An 18,606-nucleotide genomic window follows, 5' to 3' on the forward strand; every position below is an offset into this window, starting at 1 on the left:
CGGAGGGAGGGAGCATTGCCCAGCGGAAGGAGGAATAATATGGGCTTGAGAAGGGAAAGCCTGCATGGCTATTTGTCCCTGCTGCCTGCTTTTATACTGCTGGCCGTATTTATCGGCTACCCGACTCTCAACACATTCTATCACAGCTTCACGGAATGGGACGGTGTCAGCTCCCGCTTTGTCGGGTGGGATAATTTTCTCCGGATCATTCACAGCGGTGACTTGCTTCTGATGCTCCGGAATAATCTTATCTTCCTGCTGTCCGTCCCGGGCATTCTGATTCTGTCGCTCATCGTTTCGGTTCTGCTGTTCGAAGAGGTTCCAGGGTGGAGGTTCTTTCGCTCCGTATATTACCTGCCGACTATTCTATCGTCTGTCGTTATCGGTTTTCTGATCAAATCGATGTTTGCCAGCAAAGGTATTGTCAATTCACTGCTTGAAGATATCGGGCTCGGTCATCTGGTTGTCGATTGGCTGAATTACGTTCCGACCGAGTTTATGATATTGATTTTCTGCTTTTATTGGCAGACGCTGGGACAGGGAACGCTGATTTTTCTGTCCGGCATGTCCACCATATCCGGGGAGATATATGAAGCGGTCATCATGGACGGCGCGAGCTTCCGGCAGAGACTGTTCAAGATCACGATCCCGCTCTTGTACCCCACCTTATTTTATTTTACATGCATCAACGTCATCTATGTATTCGTAGGAATGTTCGGACTTGTCTATTCCATCACGGGAGGCGGACCTGGCTATGAAACGACTCCTATCGAATTTATGATTTATTTGCAGGCTTTCCAAAGCGGCAATATGGGCTATGCCAGCGCGCTTTCGCTGTTTCTCTTCGTAATCGTCGTGCTGATCACCTGGGTGCAGCTTAAAATCTCTGACAGGGTGAGCAATTGAGGGGGGATTAACATGAACCGTACGTCCAATCGTTTCGTCCGCTTCATCCTGGTTGTTATCCTGACGCTGGTTGCTGTAGTGGCCGTTTATCCCCTCGCCTATATGCTGCTGAGCAGTATGAAAACGTCGATTGAATTTATCCGGAATCCGATCGCTTGGCCAAAAACGTTCTATTTCGATAATTTTCAGGCGCTGTATTACCGTTTTTCATTGTTAAGATTATTCGGCAATACGCTCGTCAGCGTGGGGGGCGCATTGATCCTGTCGCTTGTGCTGTCCGTGCCTGCAGCCTTTGCGTTCGCCAAGCTGCGTTTCCGGTTCAAGAATTCGCTCTATATGACCATGATCGGGATGATGACCGTGCCGGGCATTACCTTTATCTTGCCGAATTTCCTGCTCATGTCGCGGCTCGGATGGGTTAATCATTTTGCTTCTGTCATTGTGATCTGGGGAGTTACCTCAATCCCGGGAAATGTATTCCTGCTCAGGGCGCTGCTGCACAGCTTGCCCAATGAAATTCTGGAGGCGGTCAGGATCGATGGCGCCGGCTATTTGCAGGTCCTTCTAAGGGTGGTCGTTCCTTTGAGCCTGCCGGGCCTGGCGACGGTGTCCATCTTCAACGCCACGGCCTGGTGGAATGATTTGCTCACACCGCTTGTATATCTGCAGTCCGATGAGATGAAGACGATGACAGTTGCGGTCGCCACCATTCTGGGGAGATTCAGCTCCGATTATCCGCTGCTGCTGACAGGGCTCCTGATGACAGCGCTGCCGCCGGTGCTGATCTACATCCTGCTGCAGGGCTACATCCGCAAAGGGCTCGTTATCGGTGCGATTAAATGACTGACGTGAATTCGTAAGAGGAGGTTAGCAAGAAAAATGACAAACCGGCAAGGAAGACTGGAAGGGAAGGCCGCGATCATAACCGGAGCCGCATCCGGAATTGGTAAAGGCACAGCTCTGCTTTTTGCGGAAGAGGGCTGCCGCCTGGCATTGGTTGACCGTAATGAGGAAAAGCTGCTGGAAACCGCGGAAGAGATTAAAGCGCTGGGAGGGGAATGCATTGTCATAGCCGGCGACGTCTCCTCGTCGCTAACGGCCGAACGGGCTGTGAGCGCTGCCGTGAGTGCGTTCGGAGGCCTTGACATTGTATTCAACAATGCCGGCATCATGCCGATCGGAGATATTGTCGATTATCCGGAGGAAACCTGGGACGATGTGATGAGTGTTAATTTGAAGTCGATGTTTCTGATGTGCAAGAAGGCGATTCCGGAGCTGCTCAAACGGGGCAAGGGCTCGATTATTAACACCTCCTCCGTGATGGCCTCGCTGACCGAGCCCGGCCATGGCGCCTATACGGCTTCCAAAGCCGGAATTATCGGACTTACGAAGGAAATTGCCGTCTCTTATGCCGAACGCGGAATCCGCTGCAATGCAATCTGTCCGGGCTGGGTGGAGACGGACATGAATGTGAAGCTGGCGGAAAGCATGGGCGGCATGGATAAGCTGTATCCGGTCATTAAACAGCAGCAGCCGCTTGGCCGCATGGCAACGACACGCGAGGTGGGATATGCGGTACTGTTCCTCGCTTCGGATGAGGCATCCGCTGTTACCGGCTCCTGTCTTTATGTCGACGGGGCATCTTCCGCCTCGATTTAACTTTCAAGCCATTATTTCATTATTAACCTCGGAGGAGATTATTTCATGGCAAAAATAAGTATTATCGGCGCCGGGACAGCTATGTTCTCGTTAAGTCTGATCCGCGATATTTGCCTGACGCCCAATCTTGAAGGAAGTACGATCAGCTTTATGGACATTGACGAGGGACGTCTCGAGAGTGCCTATGCCTTGGCTCTGCGTTATGCCGAGGAGTCGGGAATCAAGCTGAAGCTGGAAAAGACGCTGGACCGCCGGGAATCGATCCGGGGAGCGGACTTCGTTATCAATGCTGCGCTTGTGGGCGGGCATCGGCGGCTGAAGGACGGCTGGGCTGTCGCCCGCAAGCACGGGTACCGCTTCGGCGGCAGCCTGCATGTGATGCATGATGAAGGATTCTGGATCAACCACTGCCAGCTGGAGCTGATGGAGGACATCCTGAACGACATTCTGGAAATCAGTCCGGATGCCTGGTATATGCTGGTGGCCAATCCGGTCATGGCCGGCGTAACCTATCTCCGCCGCAAGTACCCGCAGACCAGGATTGCCGGCTTCTGTCACGGCTCGAACGGCGTGAGATATGTGGCACGGACGCTTGGCCTCGATCCGCAGCACATTACCTTTGAAGTGCCGGGCGTTAACCATTTCATCTGGCTGACCGAGTTCCGGTATAAAGGGCAGGATGCCTTCCCGATTCTCGACAAGTGGATCGAGGAGCAGTCGGAGGCGTATTTCAAGACATGCCGAATCAGCGACGGAATGGGGCCGAAGGCCATTGATTTATACAAGAAGTTCGGCGTATTTCCGATCGGCGATACTGGCAATCCGGGCGGAGGGGCGTGGCCATTCTGGCATCATGCCGACGATGAGACGGAGAAGCGGTACCGAGAAGATCCGGAAGAGTGGTATCAGGGCTATTTCCGCCACGGTATCGACGACGTCAAGCTAATCAAGGATGTGTCGGATAATCTGGACCGCAGAGTAACGGACGCATTTCCGCCGAAGCATTCAACGGAGCCGATGATTCCGTTCATCGAGGCAATCGCCTGCGATGTGCCGAGAATTATGATCCTTAATATTTTGAACGACGGGAATTTCGTTCCCGGCATTCCCCTGGATTTCCAGGTGGAGGTTCCCTGCTACGTAAGCGCAATCGGAGTCGAGGGGATCAAGACGAAAGGGCTGCCGCAGCCGGTGATCCATTATGCGCTCCGCGATCGCGTCGCCCCGGTGGAGCAGGAGCTCTGCGCCTACCGGAGCGGGAAGATCGATGACCTGCTCGCACTCATAATGATGGACCCGTGGACGCGCTCGGAGGCCCAGGCCAGAGAATTGATCGATGATATGCTGTCGCTGCCGTATTTGGACAATATGAGAAAGCATTATGGGCTGTAGAAGAGAATGGAGGCTTACGAAATGAATGATCAGGAAATGTTCCGCCGGATGCGCGAGTCGCTGTATACCGGAGTGATTTGCGACACGCTCGATGACCTGGGCTATCGCAATCAGGCGATGCGGGAAACCATCCGTCCGCTTAACCAGGAATGGGTCGTTGTCGGCCGGGCCAAAACGATTCTGGCGGTGGATGTCTACCATGTCAGCGGCAATCCGTATGAGAAGGAAATCGCCGCTGTGGACAGCATTTTGCCGGATGAGGTCGTCATCGCCTGCACAAACCGGTCAACGCAGAACGGCCTGTGGGGCGAACTGCTGTCTACGGCCTCCAAGGTAAGGGGGGCGACGGGCGCCATCATTGACGGCTTGATCCGTGATTCGAAAATGATTGTCGAGCTGGATTTTCCCGTTTACTGTACAGGAACCAAGCCCGTTGACTCCAGGGGCCGGGGGCTGGTCATCGATTATGACTGCCCTGTCGATTGCGGAGGAGTCATTGTCCATCCGAACGATGTCGTATTTGCCGACAGGGATGGCGTGGTCATTATTCCCAAAGACATTGCGCTTGAGGTGGTGACCGGTGCTCTGGATAAGGCAACGCGGGAGAATCATACCCGGGAAGAGCTGCTTGCCGGGAAATATTTAAGGGACGTTTACGAGAAGTACGGCGTTCTGTAGAAAGGAGACACCGCCTACGTGAATTCCATTGAATCTATCATGTTCCACGGAGAACCGGCAGTCAAAGCGCAAAACGGGCACATATCCGTTGTTCTGGTGCCGGGATGGGGCAGCAATCTGGTCTCCATGCAGCTTAAAAGCAGGCAGCTTGAGCTGCTCAGGGTTCCAGGGAGCCGCGGGGAGTATGAAGCGGTTCCCGTGCTCTACGGCATTCCGATCCTGTTCCCTCCCAATCGGATCGCAGATGGATGCTTCGAGTTCAACGGCAGAACCTATCAATTTGAAATCAACGAGCCGGCGGAGCACAACCATTCCCACGGGCTTGTGTTCGACAAGCGGTGGGAGCTGGTTAGAGCCGAAGAGGAGGAGGGACGGCTCATACTGGAAACGGAAATCCGCTCAGACGGGAACGATGAAATCCTGTCGCAGTTTCCCCATCTGTTCACGATTCGCGTCCGCTACATTGTTGAACGGAACATATTGACCATGGAGACTACCGTTACGAACCGTGACGCCAGTCCGTTCCCCTGGGGGCTTGGGTATCACACGACCTTCAACTTTCCGGCTGCACTGGATGGAGATATCGCGCAATGCCGGTTCTCACTGAACGCCGTCAAGCAGTGGGTGCTTGACGGGCGTTTTCTGCCTACCGGAGAACTGCAGAACATCTCTTATGCAGACGAGCTGATGCAGGGGAAAACCCTGATCGGTCACGCGCTTGACGACGCATTCATGGCGGCCGGATCCGGAAACAACGAGGCGGTACTGACCGACGACAGCTCCGGAATCCGCATCGTATACCGATGCGACAGCTATTTCAAGCACTGGGTTGTTTACAATGACGACGCCAACCAGGGCTATCTCTGTCCTGAGCCCTATACATGGATTACCAATGCGCCAAACCTGTCTCTGCCTCCCGAGCTGACGGGCTTTCGCGTTCTGCATCCGGGGGAAAGCGTTACAGCGGCAGCCAAAATTATGGTCGAGGAGCGGATGCCACGATGAATTTGCGCAGCGGAGAATGGTTCAACCATCAATCCGTGGAAACCCGATTCCAGCATTTGTCGGCGATGCGCGCCAATGGGCATGCGCCTGAATCATTCCTGGGCAAACCGATTATCGGGATATTTAATTCATGGAGTGATCTGAACAGCTGCAACGCTCCCCATAAGGAACTGGTGGAATTCGTAAAACGGGGGGTGCTCATGAACGGAGGCTATCCGATCGAGGTTCATACCATTACGACGCCTTCCGATTTCATGAAGCCCTCCGATTTGCCCTATCGGAACCTGATGGCGATGGATGTTGAGGAAACGATCCGCTCGCAGCCTTTCGACGGAGTCGTACTGCTGTGCGAATGCGATAAGACGACCCCCGCCCAGCTGATGGGTGCTGCCAGCTGTGATTTACCGACATTGCAGCTTGCGGCGGGACACCGCGCCTCAGGGGTATTCAGGGGCAAAACAGTCAACTATGGAACCGACCTTTGGAAGTATATGGACGATTATAAAGCCGGACTGCTGAGCGAGGAGGAATTGAGCCAGCTCGAGAAATGTATTTCTTGCACGCAGGGAGGGTGTCCCGTAATGGGGACAGCCTCCACGATGAAGAGCATCTCGGAGATGCTGGGTATGATGCTTCCGGGCACATCGGGCATACCGGCCGTACATGCAAGGCGAAAGACCGCTGCCGAGGAGACGGGCAAGCGGATCGTAGATATGGTGCGCGAGAATCTGACGCCGTCCCGGCTGATGACAGAAGCGGCCTTCGACAACGCCATCCGGCTGATGGCGGCGATCGGAGGCTCCACCAATGCGGTGCTCCACCTGACAGCGATTGCCGGACGGCTTGGCATTACCATCCCTCTCGAGCGCTATGAACAGCTCTCCCGGAACATTCCGCTTATCGTCAATCTGCAGCCTAGCGGCGCTTACGGGATGGATGACTTCTTTCATGCCGGCGGTCTGGCCGCAGTTATTCACAGCTTGCTGCCCTTACTCGATACATCATGCCTGACTGCGCTCGGGACCCCGATCCGCGATGCATACCCGGCTCGATCTGAGCTTCCGGATGTTATTTCCACATTGGATGAGCCGTTCAAAGACAACGCGGGCTTGCAGATATTGAAAGGGAATCTGGCACCGGACGGAGCGGTGCTCAAACGCTCCGCGAGCTCTCTCTGCAAGGCCCGACATAGAGGGAGAGCCATTGTATTTGATGATTATGAACGGATGCTGGATGAAATGGACCACGAGGATCTGGAGGTCGACCGGGACTCCGTGCTGGTTCTGCGCAATTGCGGCCCTTCGGGTGCCGGAATGCCGGAATGGGGAGCGCTGCCCATTCCCCGCAAGCTGCTGCAATCCGGTATCAGGGATATGGTTCGCATCAGCGATGCCCGAATGAGCGGAACGAGTTATGGAACGGTTATCCTCCACGTGTCCCCGGAATCGCAGGTTGGGGGTCCGCTGGCAGCCGTCCGGAATGGCGATTGGATCGAAGTCGATCTGGAGCGGGGAACGCTGCATCTTGACGTTCCTGATGCGGAAATCCGCGAGCGGCTCCTTAAGTGGATGCCATCGCGAGTCCACGCACGCGGATATCTGCGCCTGTTCGCCGATCATGTCCTGCAGGCGCACGAAGGCTGCGACCTGGACTTTCTGCGCCCGCTTACAAAAGATGAGGCTGTTTTCGTTCCCCCGATCGTGGGGAGAGGGTGAGCAGTTGATTTTGATTAAACCATGGAACAGGACCTTCACGGAGGTCCTGTTTTTTTCCTTACGGATATCGGGAAGGAAGAAGCCAAACAAAATGGGGAGGCTGGACGATGAAACAAAGTCTGCTGCGCAAGATGATTACCGGGTACGTCATCGTTATCCTCATTCCGACGTTGTCCGTCGGGTGGATCTTCTATCAGCAGATGTACCGGAATATCAAGAACAGTTATGCGATGAATCAGCAGGAAGTTGCCGCACAGGTGGCGGCGAATGTGGATGTGAAGCTGGCGCAGGTGCAGTCCTTGTACTTTTTGCTTCAGTTCAACCGCGAGCTGATCGAATTCCTGTCGGGAGACATCCGTTCAGAGAAGGAGCAGCTCAATCGTTTTATCCGCCATATTCGTCCATTGCTTTCATACGCGGCATTGGGAAATTCAATTGTCAATTCGATTACCGTTTATAAGGAAGATGAGAGCTTGCTCTCGTTCCGGCCTGAGATTATCTCATTGAAGGAATCGGAACGGGATATCCGTGCGGCTCTTCAAGCGAATGACAATTTGCCGCTGGACCGTGGTAAATGGTATTACCAGATTGACAGCAGCAGCGAGATCAGTTGGTATTATTACCGGAAATTATATGATAACAATTTTTCCGGCAAGGTCGGTTTGATCGAGGTGCAGCTGAAAGGCCCTTCGATTCTGGAGCCGTTCGAAGGGATCAAACCGGGAACAGGTGGAGGCCTGTACCTGGTCGATTCCTCCGGCAAGGCCGTTTATGAGCAGAGCCGGAATAGTCCGCACGAGGACATCATCCGCGGTGAGATCGCTGTTTTGTCTGGAAAGGAAGGCGGTTATAGGTTTTTTCGTTCCGAAGGCAGGGGTATGCTCGCCACCAAAGTTCCGCTTCGAGAGTTTGAATTGTCTGCGATTATTATCACCCCCGTTGAGAATGCGTATGGGCTGAAGTCCGGATATCGTTATGGGATGCTGGGAATCGTCTTTCTGCTCCTGCTGATTCTGTCCTTCGCCTATTATTTGTTTTCATTGTCCGTAAGCCGCCGGATATTGAAGCTTGCACGCCACATGAGGATAACCCCCTTGCGGATTCCCGCTCTATATGACGGAAAGATATACACGGATGAAATCGGCCTTCTAGCGGCCTCTTTTAATTCGATGATCGGCCGTATTCACGAACTCGTGCAATCGGTGGCCAATGCCGAAATCAAACAAAAGGAAGCGGCGTTTCTCGCTTTGCAGGCTCAAATACAGCCGCACTTTATCTTTAACACGCTCGAGACGATCAGATCGCGCGCCGAAGCCAATGGAGATGCTGACATTGAAGATATGTCCTGCACGCTGGGGCAGCTCATTCGCTACAGCATCTCCCCGAATCGCTCCGATGCCACGCTTGCGGATGAAATCCGAAATGTGGAGAACTATCTGAAAATCCAGCGCATCAGGTTTGGACCCCGATTGTCGTACAATCTGCCCGATTTTGCCGATGTGCCGTCTGTTCCTTGTCCGAAATACATTCTGCAGCCTCTCGTCGAAAACAGCATCCGCCACGGAATATCCAACCGCCGGAGACCGGGGATTGTAACTGTCGCCATTCAACAGGACGAGGACAGTTATTGGGTGAGGATCACTGATAACGGCGCGGGGATTCTTCCGGATAGGCTGAACAAGCTGCGGCGAATGTTGGACAGCGGGATGATGGAGGCCGATTTCAACAGCTCGGGCCATGGAATCGGCCTGCTGAATGTACACCAGAGAATCCAAAGCTATTACGGTTTTTCCTCGGGCATCCTGCTCGAGAGCGGGGGAGATAATGGTGCCGTCTGCATGATTCGAATATGCAAAGGAGGGATGCCTTCGTGATCGTGATGGTGGTGGAGGATGAGCCGGAAATTCTGCAATCGCTGATGCGGATGATAGCCAGTCAGATCGAAATAGTCTCATCGGTCATTGGAGCAGAGGATAGCTTCGAAGCGCTGGATAAAATGCGGTCCGTTTCGCCGGATCTGCTCGTTACGGATATTCATATGCCGGAAATGACGGGACTTGAGCTGATCGACAAGGCCAAGCGGCTTGGCAAGTGCGGGCGATTCGCCATTTTGACAGGCTATAGCGATTTTGCATACGCCCGGCAGGCAATTCGGTTGTCTGTGGAAGATTATTTGCTCAAGCCCGTAAACAGGGAAGAACTCTTCAGACTTCTTCGGAACGTATATGATCACCTTCATCCTGCAAGGGAAATGAAATCGAAACCGCAATCCGGGCTGCGTCCAGATGAGATGCCCGTCAGTGCGGGGGAAGAAATGCCGGCAGGCAGAGCCGTGCAAAAAGCGCTGGCATACATCAACCAGCATTATACGGAGGATCTTGCGCTGGAGCAGGTGGCTGAAGCGGCCAGCGTTCATCCCAACTATCTGGTCCACCTGCTCAAAAAGGAAAGGGGAGTAACCTTTCTCCACTATCTGCAGCGAATTCGGGTGGACATGGCAGTTCAGCTTCTGACATGCGGCGAAATGCTCACAGTAGCGGAAATCGGTAGAATGGTCGGGTTTGAGAACACCCGCAATTTCTTCAAAGTGTTCAAGCGCCATGAAGGGGTGGCTCCGGGTCAATATCGGATGCAGCACGCGCTCCCTCCGGAGCATCTTTAGATCGGACATCTATTCTTCAGAATGGTCTCTTTCATCAGATGAAACAGCATATTAAACTATTTTTAACATACTGAACACAATATCCGGTACTGAACACATCCGGGAAGGCAGGTCGCAGAACTGAAAATCGCTTAATCGGTATGTAAACTCGAAAGGAGGATTATTCATGACAAAAAAACATGGGCAGGTTCCCGGACTGATCATGCTCCTCGCGTTCTGTGTGCTGCTTCTCCCCGCCTGCACGTCGAGCCCGAACAAGCCGGAAGCAAACGCTCAGCCTGAGAGCGGCGGGGAAGGAACAACGCAGACGGCAGGAGGTGAAGCGGATCGAGAGCTCTACACCATCAAGATCTTCATCGACAGCGGAAACGCACAGGCTGCATCGGTCATAAAACGCAGTGATGAAACGCCGGTCGGCAAGATTATTAAGGAGAAGTTTAATATCGTCTTCGAGTATGTGCCTTTCAGCGGCAATTACATCGACAAGCTGAATCTTATGCTTGCCGGAGGCGATTATCCCGAACTGCTCCGGATAGAGGGGCAGACTACTGTCGAGAAATACATTGCTGCCGGAGCGCTCCTCCCGCTTGACGATTACATCAGGAGTGCGCCGAACTTCAGCAATTTGTACAAGGATGCGCTCCCTTTTTGGCGAATAGCCGGAAACGGCAAGGTATACAACTGGAACTACGGGCTGCCCATTGACGCTTCTCTTAACCCCGAGAATAACGACATTTTGATCCGGCGTGATATTCTCGAGGAAGCAGGCTGGCCGGAAATACTGTCCACCGATGATTATGTGAAGCTCATATCGGACGCAATGAAGAAGCATCCCGAGACGAACGGCAAGAAAACGATCGGCCTGGCTGCTGCATTCGGCGAGTCATACGGCATTCTGGGCATCTCTACGGCGATGACCGAAAAGGGCGGCAGATACATCAAGGTTGGCAGCCGGACCGCCTTGTGGGATGCGATCGATAACAAGTTCGTCGACCAGTTTTTGAATGAGTATAATATCGACGGCTACCGTTTCTTTAATCAATTGTACCGGGAAGGCGCCTTCGACAAGGAAAGCTTTACCGACAAAGTGGATCAGGTCGTAGCCAAGATGCAGGATGGGCGCGCGCTGGCTGTCTGGTATTCAGCCGGTCTGGCAACATCGGTCAACCTTGCGTTTGAGAATGCCGGGACACCGCAATATGAATATATCAATATGCCGATCAAATCGCCAAAGCAGATCGAACGGGGCGACGAGCGCATTTATCTGTCGGGCTTGACCAGAGCCTTCGACCAGGTGGGCATTACCAAGAACGCGAAGCATCCGGAGCGGATCTTTGAACTGGTTGAATGGGCAAGCTCGACGGAAGGGCAGCTGCTGCTGCAAAGCGGTATCGAAGGTGTTCACTACACGATCGAGGATGGCAAACGGGTACCGACGGAAGCTTTCAGAGAAGGCGTCAGGGAGGACCCGCTTTATACGGCCAAGCAAGGTATCGGCATGCTGCCCCTGCTGGGATTGGTCAACGCCGGGTCGCCGACTGATGGCCAGCATTTCTCCCTGCTGAGCATCCAGTCGGTAAAAGATGACCTGCTGCCGAAGGGCGTTATGGACGCATACAGGGCGATGGGCTGGAAAACGTCGAAGGATTGGTGGTTCGAGAACGGCAAGGAAGTGAAGATCGGCCTGGCGCCAAGCATCGTTATCGATCCTACGACCCCGCTTGGCGCGACCGAGCAGAAAATGATCGATCAGCGGGTTAAGAATACGGCACAGCTGATCATGACCGAAAGCGATGCGGAATTTGATAAGATGCTTGAAAATATTAAAACCGCCTATGAAAAACTGAATCCGAAAGAGGTTATCGACTCTTACAATCAGATGTACACGGACGGCATGAAGGAACTGGAGAAGTACAAGCAGTAACGTAAAAGTGAATAACGGTGACAGCGGGTATCGAATCCGGTACCCGTCGATCCTATTAAGGAGGCGCCAATGGCCAAAGCGACTTTGCTCGAATCAGGAACGCAATACGCTTCTTCGCGCCGGCTGGTCATAAAGCTTCGACGGCAGAAGTACCTTTTTCTGATGCTGATCCCCGGCCTGATCGTCGTCTTCACGTTCAGTTACCTCACGCTGGCAGGATGGATTATGGCGTTCAAAGATTACCGGGTCGGTCTCAATTTGTGGAAAGCGGAATGGACGGGATTCTATCAGTTCAAGTCATTTCTGATGCAAAGCAGCGATTATATCTATTTGCTGCGCAATACGCTTGCGATGAATATATCCATGCTTCTGGTAAATCTGATTGCCGCATTCCTGTTTGCGGTTCTTATCAACGAGATCCGGTCGGGATGGTTTTCACGGCTCGTTCAGACCCTGTCATTCTTTCCTTTCTTTGTCTCATGGGTGATCGTATACGCCATCATGCACTCGCTGTTCGCTGTCTCGACCGGAGCCGTCAATCTTAGCCTTGTGAATCTCGGCGTGTTGAATGAAGGACTGGATCTGCTTGGGAGCCCGCAATATGCCTGGCTGCTGGCAATCGGCATCATGCTGTGGAAGACGCTCGGCTATAATGGCGTCATATTTATCGCAGCCATTGCGTCGATTGATGCGGATCAATACGAGGCCGCTGATATGGACGGAGCGACCCGGATTCAAAAAATCATGCATATTACCATTCCCAACCTGCTGCCCACACTGATCGTTCTGCTCATCATTAACAGCGGATGGATTCTGAATTCCAATTTCGAGTTCTACTTCTTGTTTACGAATCCGACGAACTGGTCCAGGATGGAGGTTCTGGATATGTATATTTATAAAAATGGCCTGCAGTTAACGAACTATTCTTACGCGACAGCGGTAGGCATCATCAAGACATTGGTCAGCATTCTCATTGTCGTGGGTGTCAACATACTATCCAGAAAGACGACCGGCAAATCCATCATGTAAAGGAGGATGAACATGAAACGATGGCAAAGCAGCCTCCTGTTCGATGCGGCCAATTATCTCTTCATGCTCGCCCTTATTTTTATCATGTTTTACCCTTTTCTGTATATTGTCAGCTATTCGCTCAGTACGCCTTCCCGGCTTCCCGAAGGGCTGTTGTTTTGGCCGGCGGGCTTCTCAGCCGACTCGTACCGCGCGGCACTGGAGAATCCCGATATGCTGCATGGCATCCTTGTTTCGGCCTTGCGAACGGTTATCGGTCCGCTTGTAATGGTTGCCGTAACCTCCATGGTCGCTTATGCGTTGACCCGTCAGGACCTTGTAGGCGTGAAGTTTTTCCGCAAGTTTTTTGTACTTACCATGTATTTCAGCAGCGGACTTATTCCGATGTATATTTTGGCCCAAACGCTGCATTTGACCGGCAGCTTTTGGGTATATATCCTTCCCGAAGCGGTTGTCATTTTCTATATGATTCTTATTAAAACCTATATCGAAAGCCTGCCCAGGGAGCTGGAGGAATCGGCTCTGATCGACGGGGCCAACGATCTGTATCTGTATTGGCGGATCATATTCCCGGTATGCGCGCCGGTCATGGCGGCGGTTACCCTGTTCGCAGCCGTGCAGCAGTGGAATTCGTTCATCGATACGGAGATCTATAACGCCATGTCTCCTGAAAACCATACCCTTCAGTATCTGCTTTACCTGACGGTTTCGGCGCAATCGGGCAGCGACCAGCAAATGCAGAACGAGTTCGCCAATCAGGTGACGCCTCAAACGCTGAAGATGGCCGTAACGGTAATTACCGTGCTGCCGATTGCGCTGGTCTATCCGATGCTGCAGCGTTTCTTCACTAAAGGGTTGTTAATTGGTTCCATTAAAGGGTAGATTACTTTGAACAAAGGGGAGATTAACGTGACAGCTCGAAATGCCCCATACGATTTTCCGTCAAGGCGCAGTACGATGTACGCAGCTGAAGGCATGGTGTCCACCTCGAACCCGCTTGCGGCGCAGGCGGGATTGGAGATGCTGAAGAAAGGCGGCAATGCGGTCGATGCGGCGGTTGCGGCGGCAACCGTGCTTGTTGCGGTGGAGCCGAACAATAATGGTATCGGAAGCGATACCTTTGCGCTCCTGTGGACCGGCGGCAAGCTTCATGGTCTCAACTCCAGCGGGCCCGCACCGGCGGCCATTTCGCTTGAAGAGCTGACGAACAAGGGCCACAATACGATGCCTGCTTTCGGTGTCGTTCCGGTAACGGTCCCCGGAGCGCCTGCGGCTTGGGCCGAGCTCTCGGGAAGATTCGGCCGTTTGCCGCTTGCCGAGAGCATGGCTCCAGCAATCGCTTATGCCGAGAACGGCTTTCCGGTTTCTCCATTAACGGCAGCTGCATGGCGGCAAGCTGCGGCTATGTACGGCAGAGCCGGCATTCCCGAAGTGCGGACCTGGTTTGACACATTTACGATCGGGGGGGAAGCGCCCGGAGCCGGCAGCTTGTTTCGCTACCGCGACATGGGAACCACTCTGCGCAGTATCGCGGAAACCGGCGCGAAGTCCTTTTATCAAGGCGACTATGCGGACCGGATCGACCGGTTCATGAAGGAGCATGGCGGATATTTGCACAAATGCGATTTGGAGGCTTACGCGCCGGAATGGGTCGAACCGATATCCGTTTCGTACCGCGGCTGCGAGGTATGGGAGATTCCGCCCAACGGCCAAGGGCTTGTCGCGTTAATGGCGCTCAACCTGCTGAAAGGCTTCGAATTCGATCGGCCGTATACCGTGGATACGCTGCACAAGCAGTTCGAGGCCATCAAATTGGCTTATACCGATGGCAAGGCCTTTATCACGGATCCGCGTGATATGAAGGTCAACGTCAGCGACCTGCTCTCCGACGCTTATGCAGACGAGCGGCGGAAGCTGATTGGCGATAAGGCGCTCCTGCCGGCCCCGGGCCGCCCGCCGAAAGGAGGAACGGTTTATCTTTGCACAGCGGACAGGGAAGGCAGCATGGTATCTCTCATCCAAAGCAATTACATTGGCTTCGGATCTGGCGTGGTCATTCCCGGAACGGGCATCAGTCTGCAGAACCGGGGCCATAACTTCTCGCTGGACCCGGCGCATGACAACTGTCTGCGGCCTGGCAAACGGACCTTCCATACCATCATTCCAGGATTCATTTCGCGGGGAGGCGAGCCGCTGGCACCGTTCGGCGTCGTTGGCGGTTTTATGCAGCCGCAGGGACATGTTCAGACGGTGATGAATATGGTTGATTTCGGCATGGACCCGCAGCAGGCGCTCGATGCCAGCCGTTGGCAGTGGATGAGCGAGCGAACCTTTCACATGGAAGGCGCGCTTCCGCCTGAAACAGTGAGCGCCCTGCTTGAAAAAGGACATCAGTTGTCCGTTGGCCTTCCATTGAACGGAGGCTTCGGCAGGGGGAACATAATCCAGCGCCTGCCCGGGGGCGTGTTTGCCGGCGGATGCGATCCCCGTTCCGACGGTGCGGTCGCAGGCTGGTAGACAGCTCATCGAAACCGCTTCCCTGCTTGATCCTGGACACGGGCAAGTACGTAAAGCTCTGCTATATAAAAAGCGCATGATGACGACTGGAGCAGTGGGCCGTATCATGCGCTATTTGCATAGGTTGGAGGCAAGATATAGAAGATGAATCTAATTACGAAAGCGATCCTTTTCATTCTAGTCCTGATGCTGCCGATTATTGTGATTTATACATTTTCGCAGCAGGAAAGCTCGAACGTCGTCGGAGAGCAAGTCGATCTTGTCAACAAAAACAGGCTGTCATATTACCTGAACCAGCTGGATAGCACGGTCGACCAGGCTTCTTTTTTTTCCATCATCCTCATGAATGATCCTGATATGATCTATTTCGCAACCCGCTATCCCGCTGATAGCGGGTACGATCGGTATGTCGTCCTCAAAACGATCGAAGAGAAGCTGGGACTGTTCAGCGGAGCGGTCGCCAATAAGTGGAACAGCAGGATTACCATTTATTTTCCTCCTTCCCGCACGGTCGTTTCCTCGTATTCACCGGTTGTCAAGTATGATGAGCATGAGATAGGAAAAAGGCTTGCCAACGGATGGACGTATCAAAAAATTTCCGTGAACGGCGCCGAGAAAGGCTCTTTGACCCGTATTTTTTTAAAACCCAATACTTCATTGCATGAGGCATTTTCAAGTCCATATTTAATTGAAATCAATTTGTTTCTTGAGAATATCTCCGCGCTGCTGGACACGTTTAAAACCGAGGGCATCAATGATCCATTCTACTATCATTCTCCCGAGCAGTATGTCCTTAACAGCTCTTCAAACCGGAACGTGACCAAAGAAATCATGAGCAGGCTAGACAATGCCACTCCTGTGAATGAACCGGTGGTGCAGGAAGTAGAAGGTAAAAAATATCGCGTCTACATGATGGCATCCACGCGTATGGACTGGACTCTGATCGATTATATTCCGCTTGCGGAAATTATTGAACCTTTAACAACGAGCAGGAATCTGTTCTATTCCACCGTTGCGATTCTGATGCTGGTGGGTATATTCGCCGCTTTATTATTATATTTTCACATTCAGGTTCCCGTCAGGCTGCTCACAAACGGCGTTCAGCAATTCAAGAGCGGGAAATATTCCACCCGTTTGCCAATTGAAACAAATAGTGATTTTCGCCTGTTGTTTCAAAGCTTTAACGGGATGGCGTCTGAAATTCAGCGTCTGATTGAGAAGGTGTACGTAGCGGAGATCCGATCCAGGGAAGCAATGATGAAGCAGCTTCAGTCCCAGATCAATCCTCATTTTTTATATAATTGCTTCGCGTTTATTGTGAGTATGGCTAAGCTTAAGAAAACCGAAACAGTAGTCGAGATGGGCCACAGTCTGGCGGATTATTACAAGTATGTAACCCATAACGAACAATTGGTGACCAGTGTCAGAGAGGAAATCGCGTTCGTTGTCATTTACCTTGACATTATGAACCTGCAGTTAACCAAGTTTGTATACGATATTCAACTGCAACCTTCCATGAACGAATTAATAATCCCGAGATTGCTCATTCAGCCGATTGTGGAAAATGCGATTGTTCACGGCCTGGAACCCAAACTTGGAGAAGGGACGATCCTGATCACAGGAATCGGGCTTCACGACAAATACATCATAACCGTGGAGGATGACGGCGTTGGTCTTGACGAAGAAGGAATTGCATGGTTAAACGATTCTGTCATACAGCCGGAGAAGCAAGGAACGAGCACGGGAATGTGGAATGTGCAGCAGCGTCTATCTCATTATTTCGGCGAGGGGTCCAGGCTGCAGATCGGCGCATCTTCGCTGGGGGGTCTGAAGGTACAATTGTCCTGGACCCAACGAAGCGGCCAGATTAAGGAGAAGGAAGGTGAGAGTGGATGTATACGATACTAATCGTCGATGATCACAAGCATATTGTCGATAGTATGTGCGCCACTATACACTGGGAGGCCATGAACATTCTGAGCATTCATAAGGCTTATTCCGCTGTAGAGGCCTTCGAAATCATTAAGACAACGCAGATTCACATTCTGCTGACGGATATCCGCATGCCCGGAATGTCCGGGCTGGAATTAATCGAACGGGCGCAGCGGCTGCTGCCGCATATTCAATGTGTTCTGCTTACGGGCTATGCCCATTTCGAATACGCCAGGAAAGCAGTTGAGCTAAGAGCGGTCGACTATTTGATCAAGCCGGTCCGGGATGAAGAAATTTGCAGAGTTATCGGAAAAATTACCGAGCAACTGGAAGAATCGAGTGTTTCGATAAAGAAAAACAGATGGATCCGGCAGAATCTGCCGCTGCTGAAATCCGGGTTTCCGGGCGAGCCGATAGAGGGTAGGCCGGTCAACGGAAGCCGCTTCAGTTCTGTGAATTCGCCACCCCCCCAGAAGCTGGATTCATTAAAAACGGTCATTCAGCCCCCCACGCTTATGCAGCTCATAGAATCCAATCATATTAGCGGAGTGGGCGACAAACTGGAATCTATTTTCAAGGAGATAGATACAAAATGGCCATGCTCCCGCACCCATTTAACGGAAGCTTATTTTCACATCATCGGCGGATTCGTCCATCTGGCGCACAAGAATGGCGTGATGCTGGAGGAAATTACGGGCAATCATAACATTTCCGGGCGTGCGGCCCTGTTCCGCAGCCTGCAGCATTTAAAGGAATGGTCGATGCTGATCTATTCCCTGTTGAAGGAACATATTCAACCGACCGAGCAGTCCGCTTCCCATATCAAAATAGTCGAGGGCATCCATTCGTATATTAAAGAGCACTTGGCAGATAATGTTACGCTTGCCGCAATTGCGGATCATGTTTATTTTCATCCGGGCTATTTATCAAAAATATACAAGGAAGCGACGGGGATCAATATAAGCGACTTTATCTTGGCGGAGCGAATGGAGAAGGCCCGTCTATTATTGGAGGAAAGTCATATGAAAATTTACGAGATTACCAAAAAAGTCGGCTATCAAAGCGTTCAGCATTTCATCCGGGAATTTAAAAAGTATTACGGCATCACACCCAAAAATTATCGCTGCCGGCCCGACTAACGTAAATCATCTCCTGAATTGCCGTTCATCTTTCTGAACATCCCATCA

General features: G+C 52.3%; 15 protein-coding genes. All 15 read left to right on the top strand.

Annotated features, from left to right (window positions below; all coding sequences use genetic code 11):
• Positions 1 to 39 precede the first annotated feature (39 nt).
• Positions 40 to 906 carry a carbohydrate ABC transporter permease gene (locus tag ACFOLF_RS35740; protein ID WP_210040234.1) on the top strand — a complete coding sequence of 289 codons (867 nt, stop codon included), beginning with the start codon at positions 40 to 42 and terminating at the stop codon, positions 904 to 906.
• 12 nt (positions 907 to 918) lie between these two features.
• On the top strand, positions 919 to 1,749 hold the full coding sequence (locus ACFOLF_RS35745) for a carbohydrate ABC transporter permease (protein ID WP_210040233.1): 831 nt from the start codon (positions 919 to 921) through the stop codon (positions 1,747 to 1,749).
• A gap of 36 nt (positions 1,750 to 1,785) precedes the next feature.
• The gene (locus tag ACFOLF_RS35750; RefSeq protein ID WP_210040232.1) at positions 1,786 to 2,565 is read left to right on the top strand and encodes an SDR family NAD(P)-dependent oxidoreductase; all 780 of its coding nucleotides are present in this window, start codon (positions 1,786 to 1,788) and stop codon (positions 2,563 to 2,565) included.
• A 45-nt stretch (positions 2,566 to 2,610) separates the two neighbouring features.
• On the top strand, positions 2,611 to 3,957 hold the full coding sequence (locus ACFOLF_RS35755) for a family 4 glycosyl hydrolase (RefSeq protein WP_210040231.1): 1,347 nt from the start codon (positions 2,611 to 2,613) through the stop codon (positions 3,955 to 3,957).
• Positions 3,958 to 3,978: 21 nt separating this feature from the next.
• Positions 3,979 to 4,635, top strand: coding sequence for an RraA family protein (locus ACFOLF_RS35760; RefSeq protein WP_210040230.1), 657 nt, complete (start codon positions 3,979 to 3,981; stop codon positions 4,633 to 4,635).
• 18 nt (positions 4,636 to 4,653) lie between these two features.
• Positions 4,654 to 5,640 (top strand): aldose 1-epimerase, encoded by a 987-nt coding sequence (locus tag ACFOLF_RS35765; protein ID WP_210040229.1) that lies wholly within the window; start codon positions 4,654 to 4,656, stop codon positions 5,638 to 5,640.
• Positions 5,637 to 7,355: a dihydroxy-acid dehydratase gene (locus tag ACFOLF_RS35770; protein WP_210040228.1), complete on the top strand. Its 1,719-nt coding sequence runs from the start codon at positions 5,637 to 5,639 to the stop codon at positions 7,353 to 7,355. The genes ACFOLF_RS35765 and ACFOLF_RS35770 overlap by 4 nt, the downstream gene beginning before the upstream one ends.
• A 107-nt stretch (positions 7,356 to 7,462) precedes the next feature.
• Positions 7,463 to 9,229 carry a sensor histidine kinase gene (locus ACFOLF_RS35775; protein WP_210040227.1) on the top strand — a complete coding sequence of 589 codons (1,767 nt, stop codon included), beginning with the start codon at positions 7,463 to 7,465 and terminating at the stop codon, positions 9,227 to 9,229.
• A 5-nt stretch (positions 9,230 to 9,234) separates the two neighbouring features.
• On the top strand, positions 9,235 to 10,017 hold the full coding sequence (locus ACFOLF_RS35780) for a response regulator transcription factor (protein WP_379113267.1): 783 nt from the start codon (positions 9,235 to 9,237) through the stop codon (positions 10,015 to 10,017).
• 166 nt (positions 10,018 to 10,183) lie between these two features.
• Entirely contained in the window at positions 10,184 to 11,941 is a 1,758-nt protein-coding gene (locus ACFOLF_RS35785) for an extracellular solute-binding protein (RefSeq protein ID WP_210040225.1), read from the top strand.
• 69 nt (positions 11,942 to 12,010) lie between these two features.
• Positions 12,011 to 12,970 (top strand): ABC transporter permease, encoded by a 960-nt coding sequence (locus ACFOLF_RS35790; RefSeq protein ID WP_210040224.1) that lies wholly within the window; start codon positions 12,011 to 12,013, stop codon positions 12,968 to 12,970.
• Between the two features lie 12 nt (positions 12,971 to 12,982).
• On the top strand, positions 12,983 to 13,852 hold the full coding sequence (locus ACFOLF_RS35795; RefSeq protein WP_210040223.1) for a carbohydrate ABC transporter permease: 870 nt from the start codon (positions 12,983 to 12,985) through the stop codon (positions 13,850 to 13,852).
• A gap of 27 nt (positions 13,853 to 13,879) precedes the next feature.
• A complete protein-coding gene (locus ACFOLF_RS35800) occupies positions 13,880 to 15,487 on the top strand; it encodes a gamma-glutamyltransferase family protein (RefSeq protein WP_379113199.1) in 1,608 nt (535 codons plus the stop codon).
• A 144-nt stretch (positions 15,488 to 15,631) separates the two neighbouring features.
• The gene (locus ACFOLF_RS35805) at positions 15,632 to 17,395 is read left to right on the top strand and encodes a sensor histidine kinase (protein WP_210040222.1); all 1,764 of its coding nucleotides are present in this window, start codon (positions 15,632 to 15,634) and stop codon (positions 17,393 to 17,395) included.
• Positions 17,380 to 18,558, top strand: coding sequence for a response regulator (locus tag ACFOLF_RS35810; RefSeq protein WP_210040221.1), 1,179 nt, complete (start codon positions 17,380 to 17,382; stop codon positions 18,556 to 18,558). Before ACFOLF_RS35805 ends, ACFOLF_RS35810 begins: the two co-directional genes overlap by 16 nt.
• The last annotated feature ends 48 nt before the right edge of the window (positions 18,559 to 18,606 follow it).

Source organism: Paenibacillus sepulcri (assembly GCF_042647105.1).
Taxonomy (GTDB): domain Bacteria; phylum Bacillota; class Bacilli; order Paenibacillales; family Paenibacillaceae; genus Paenibacillus_Z; species Paenibacillus_Z sepulcri.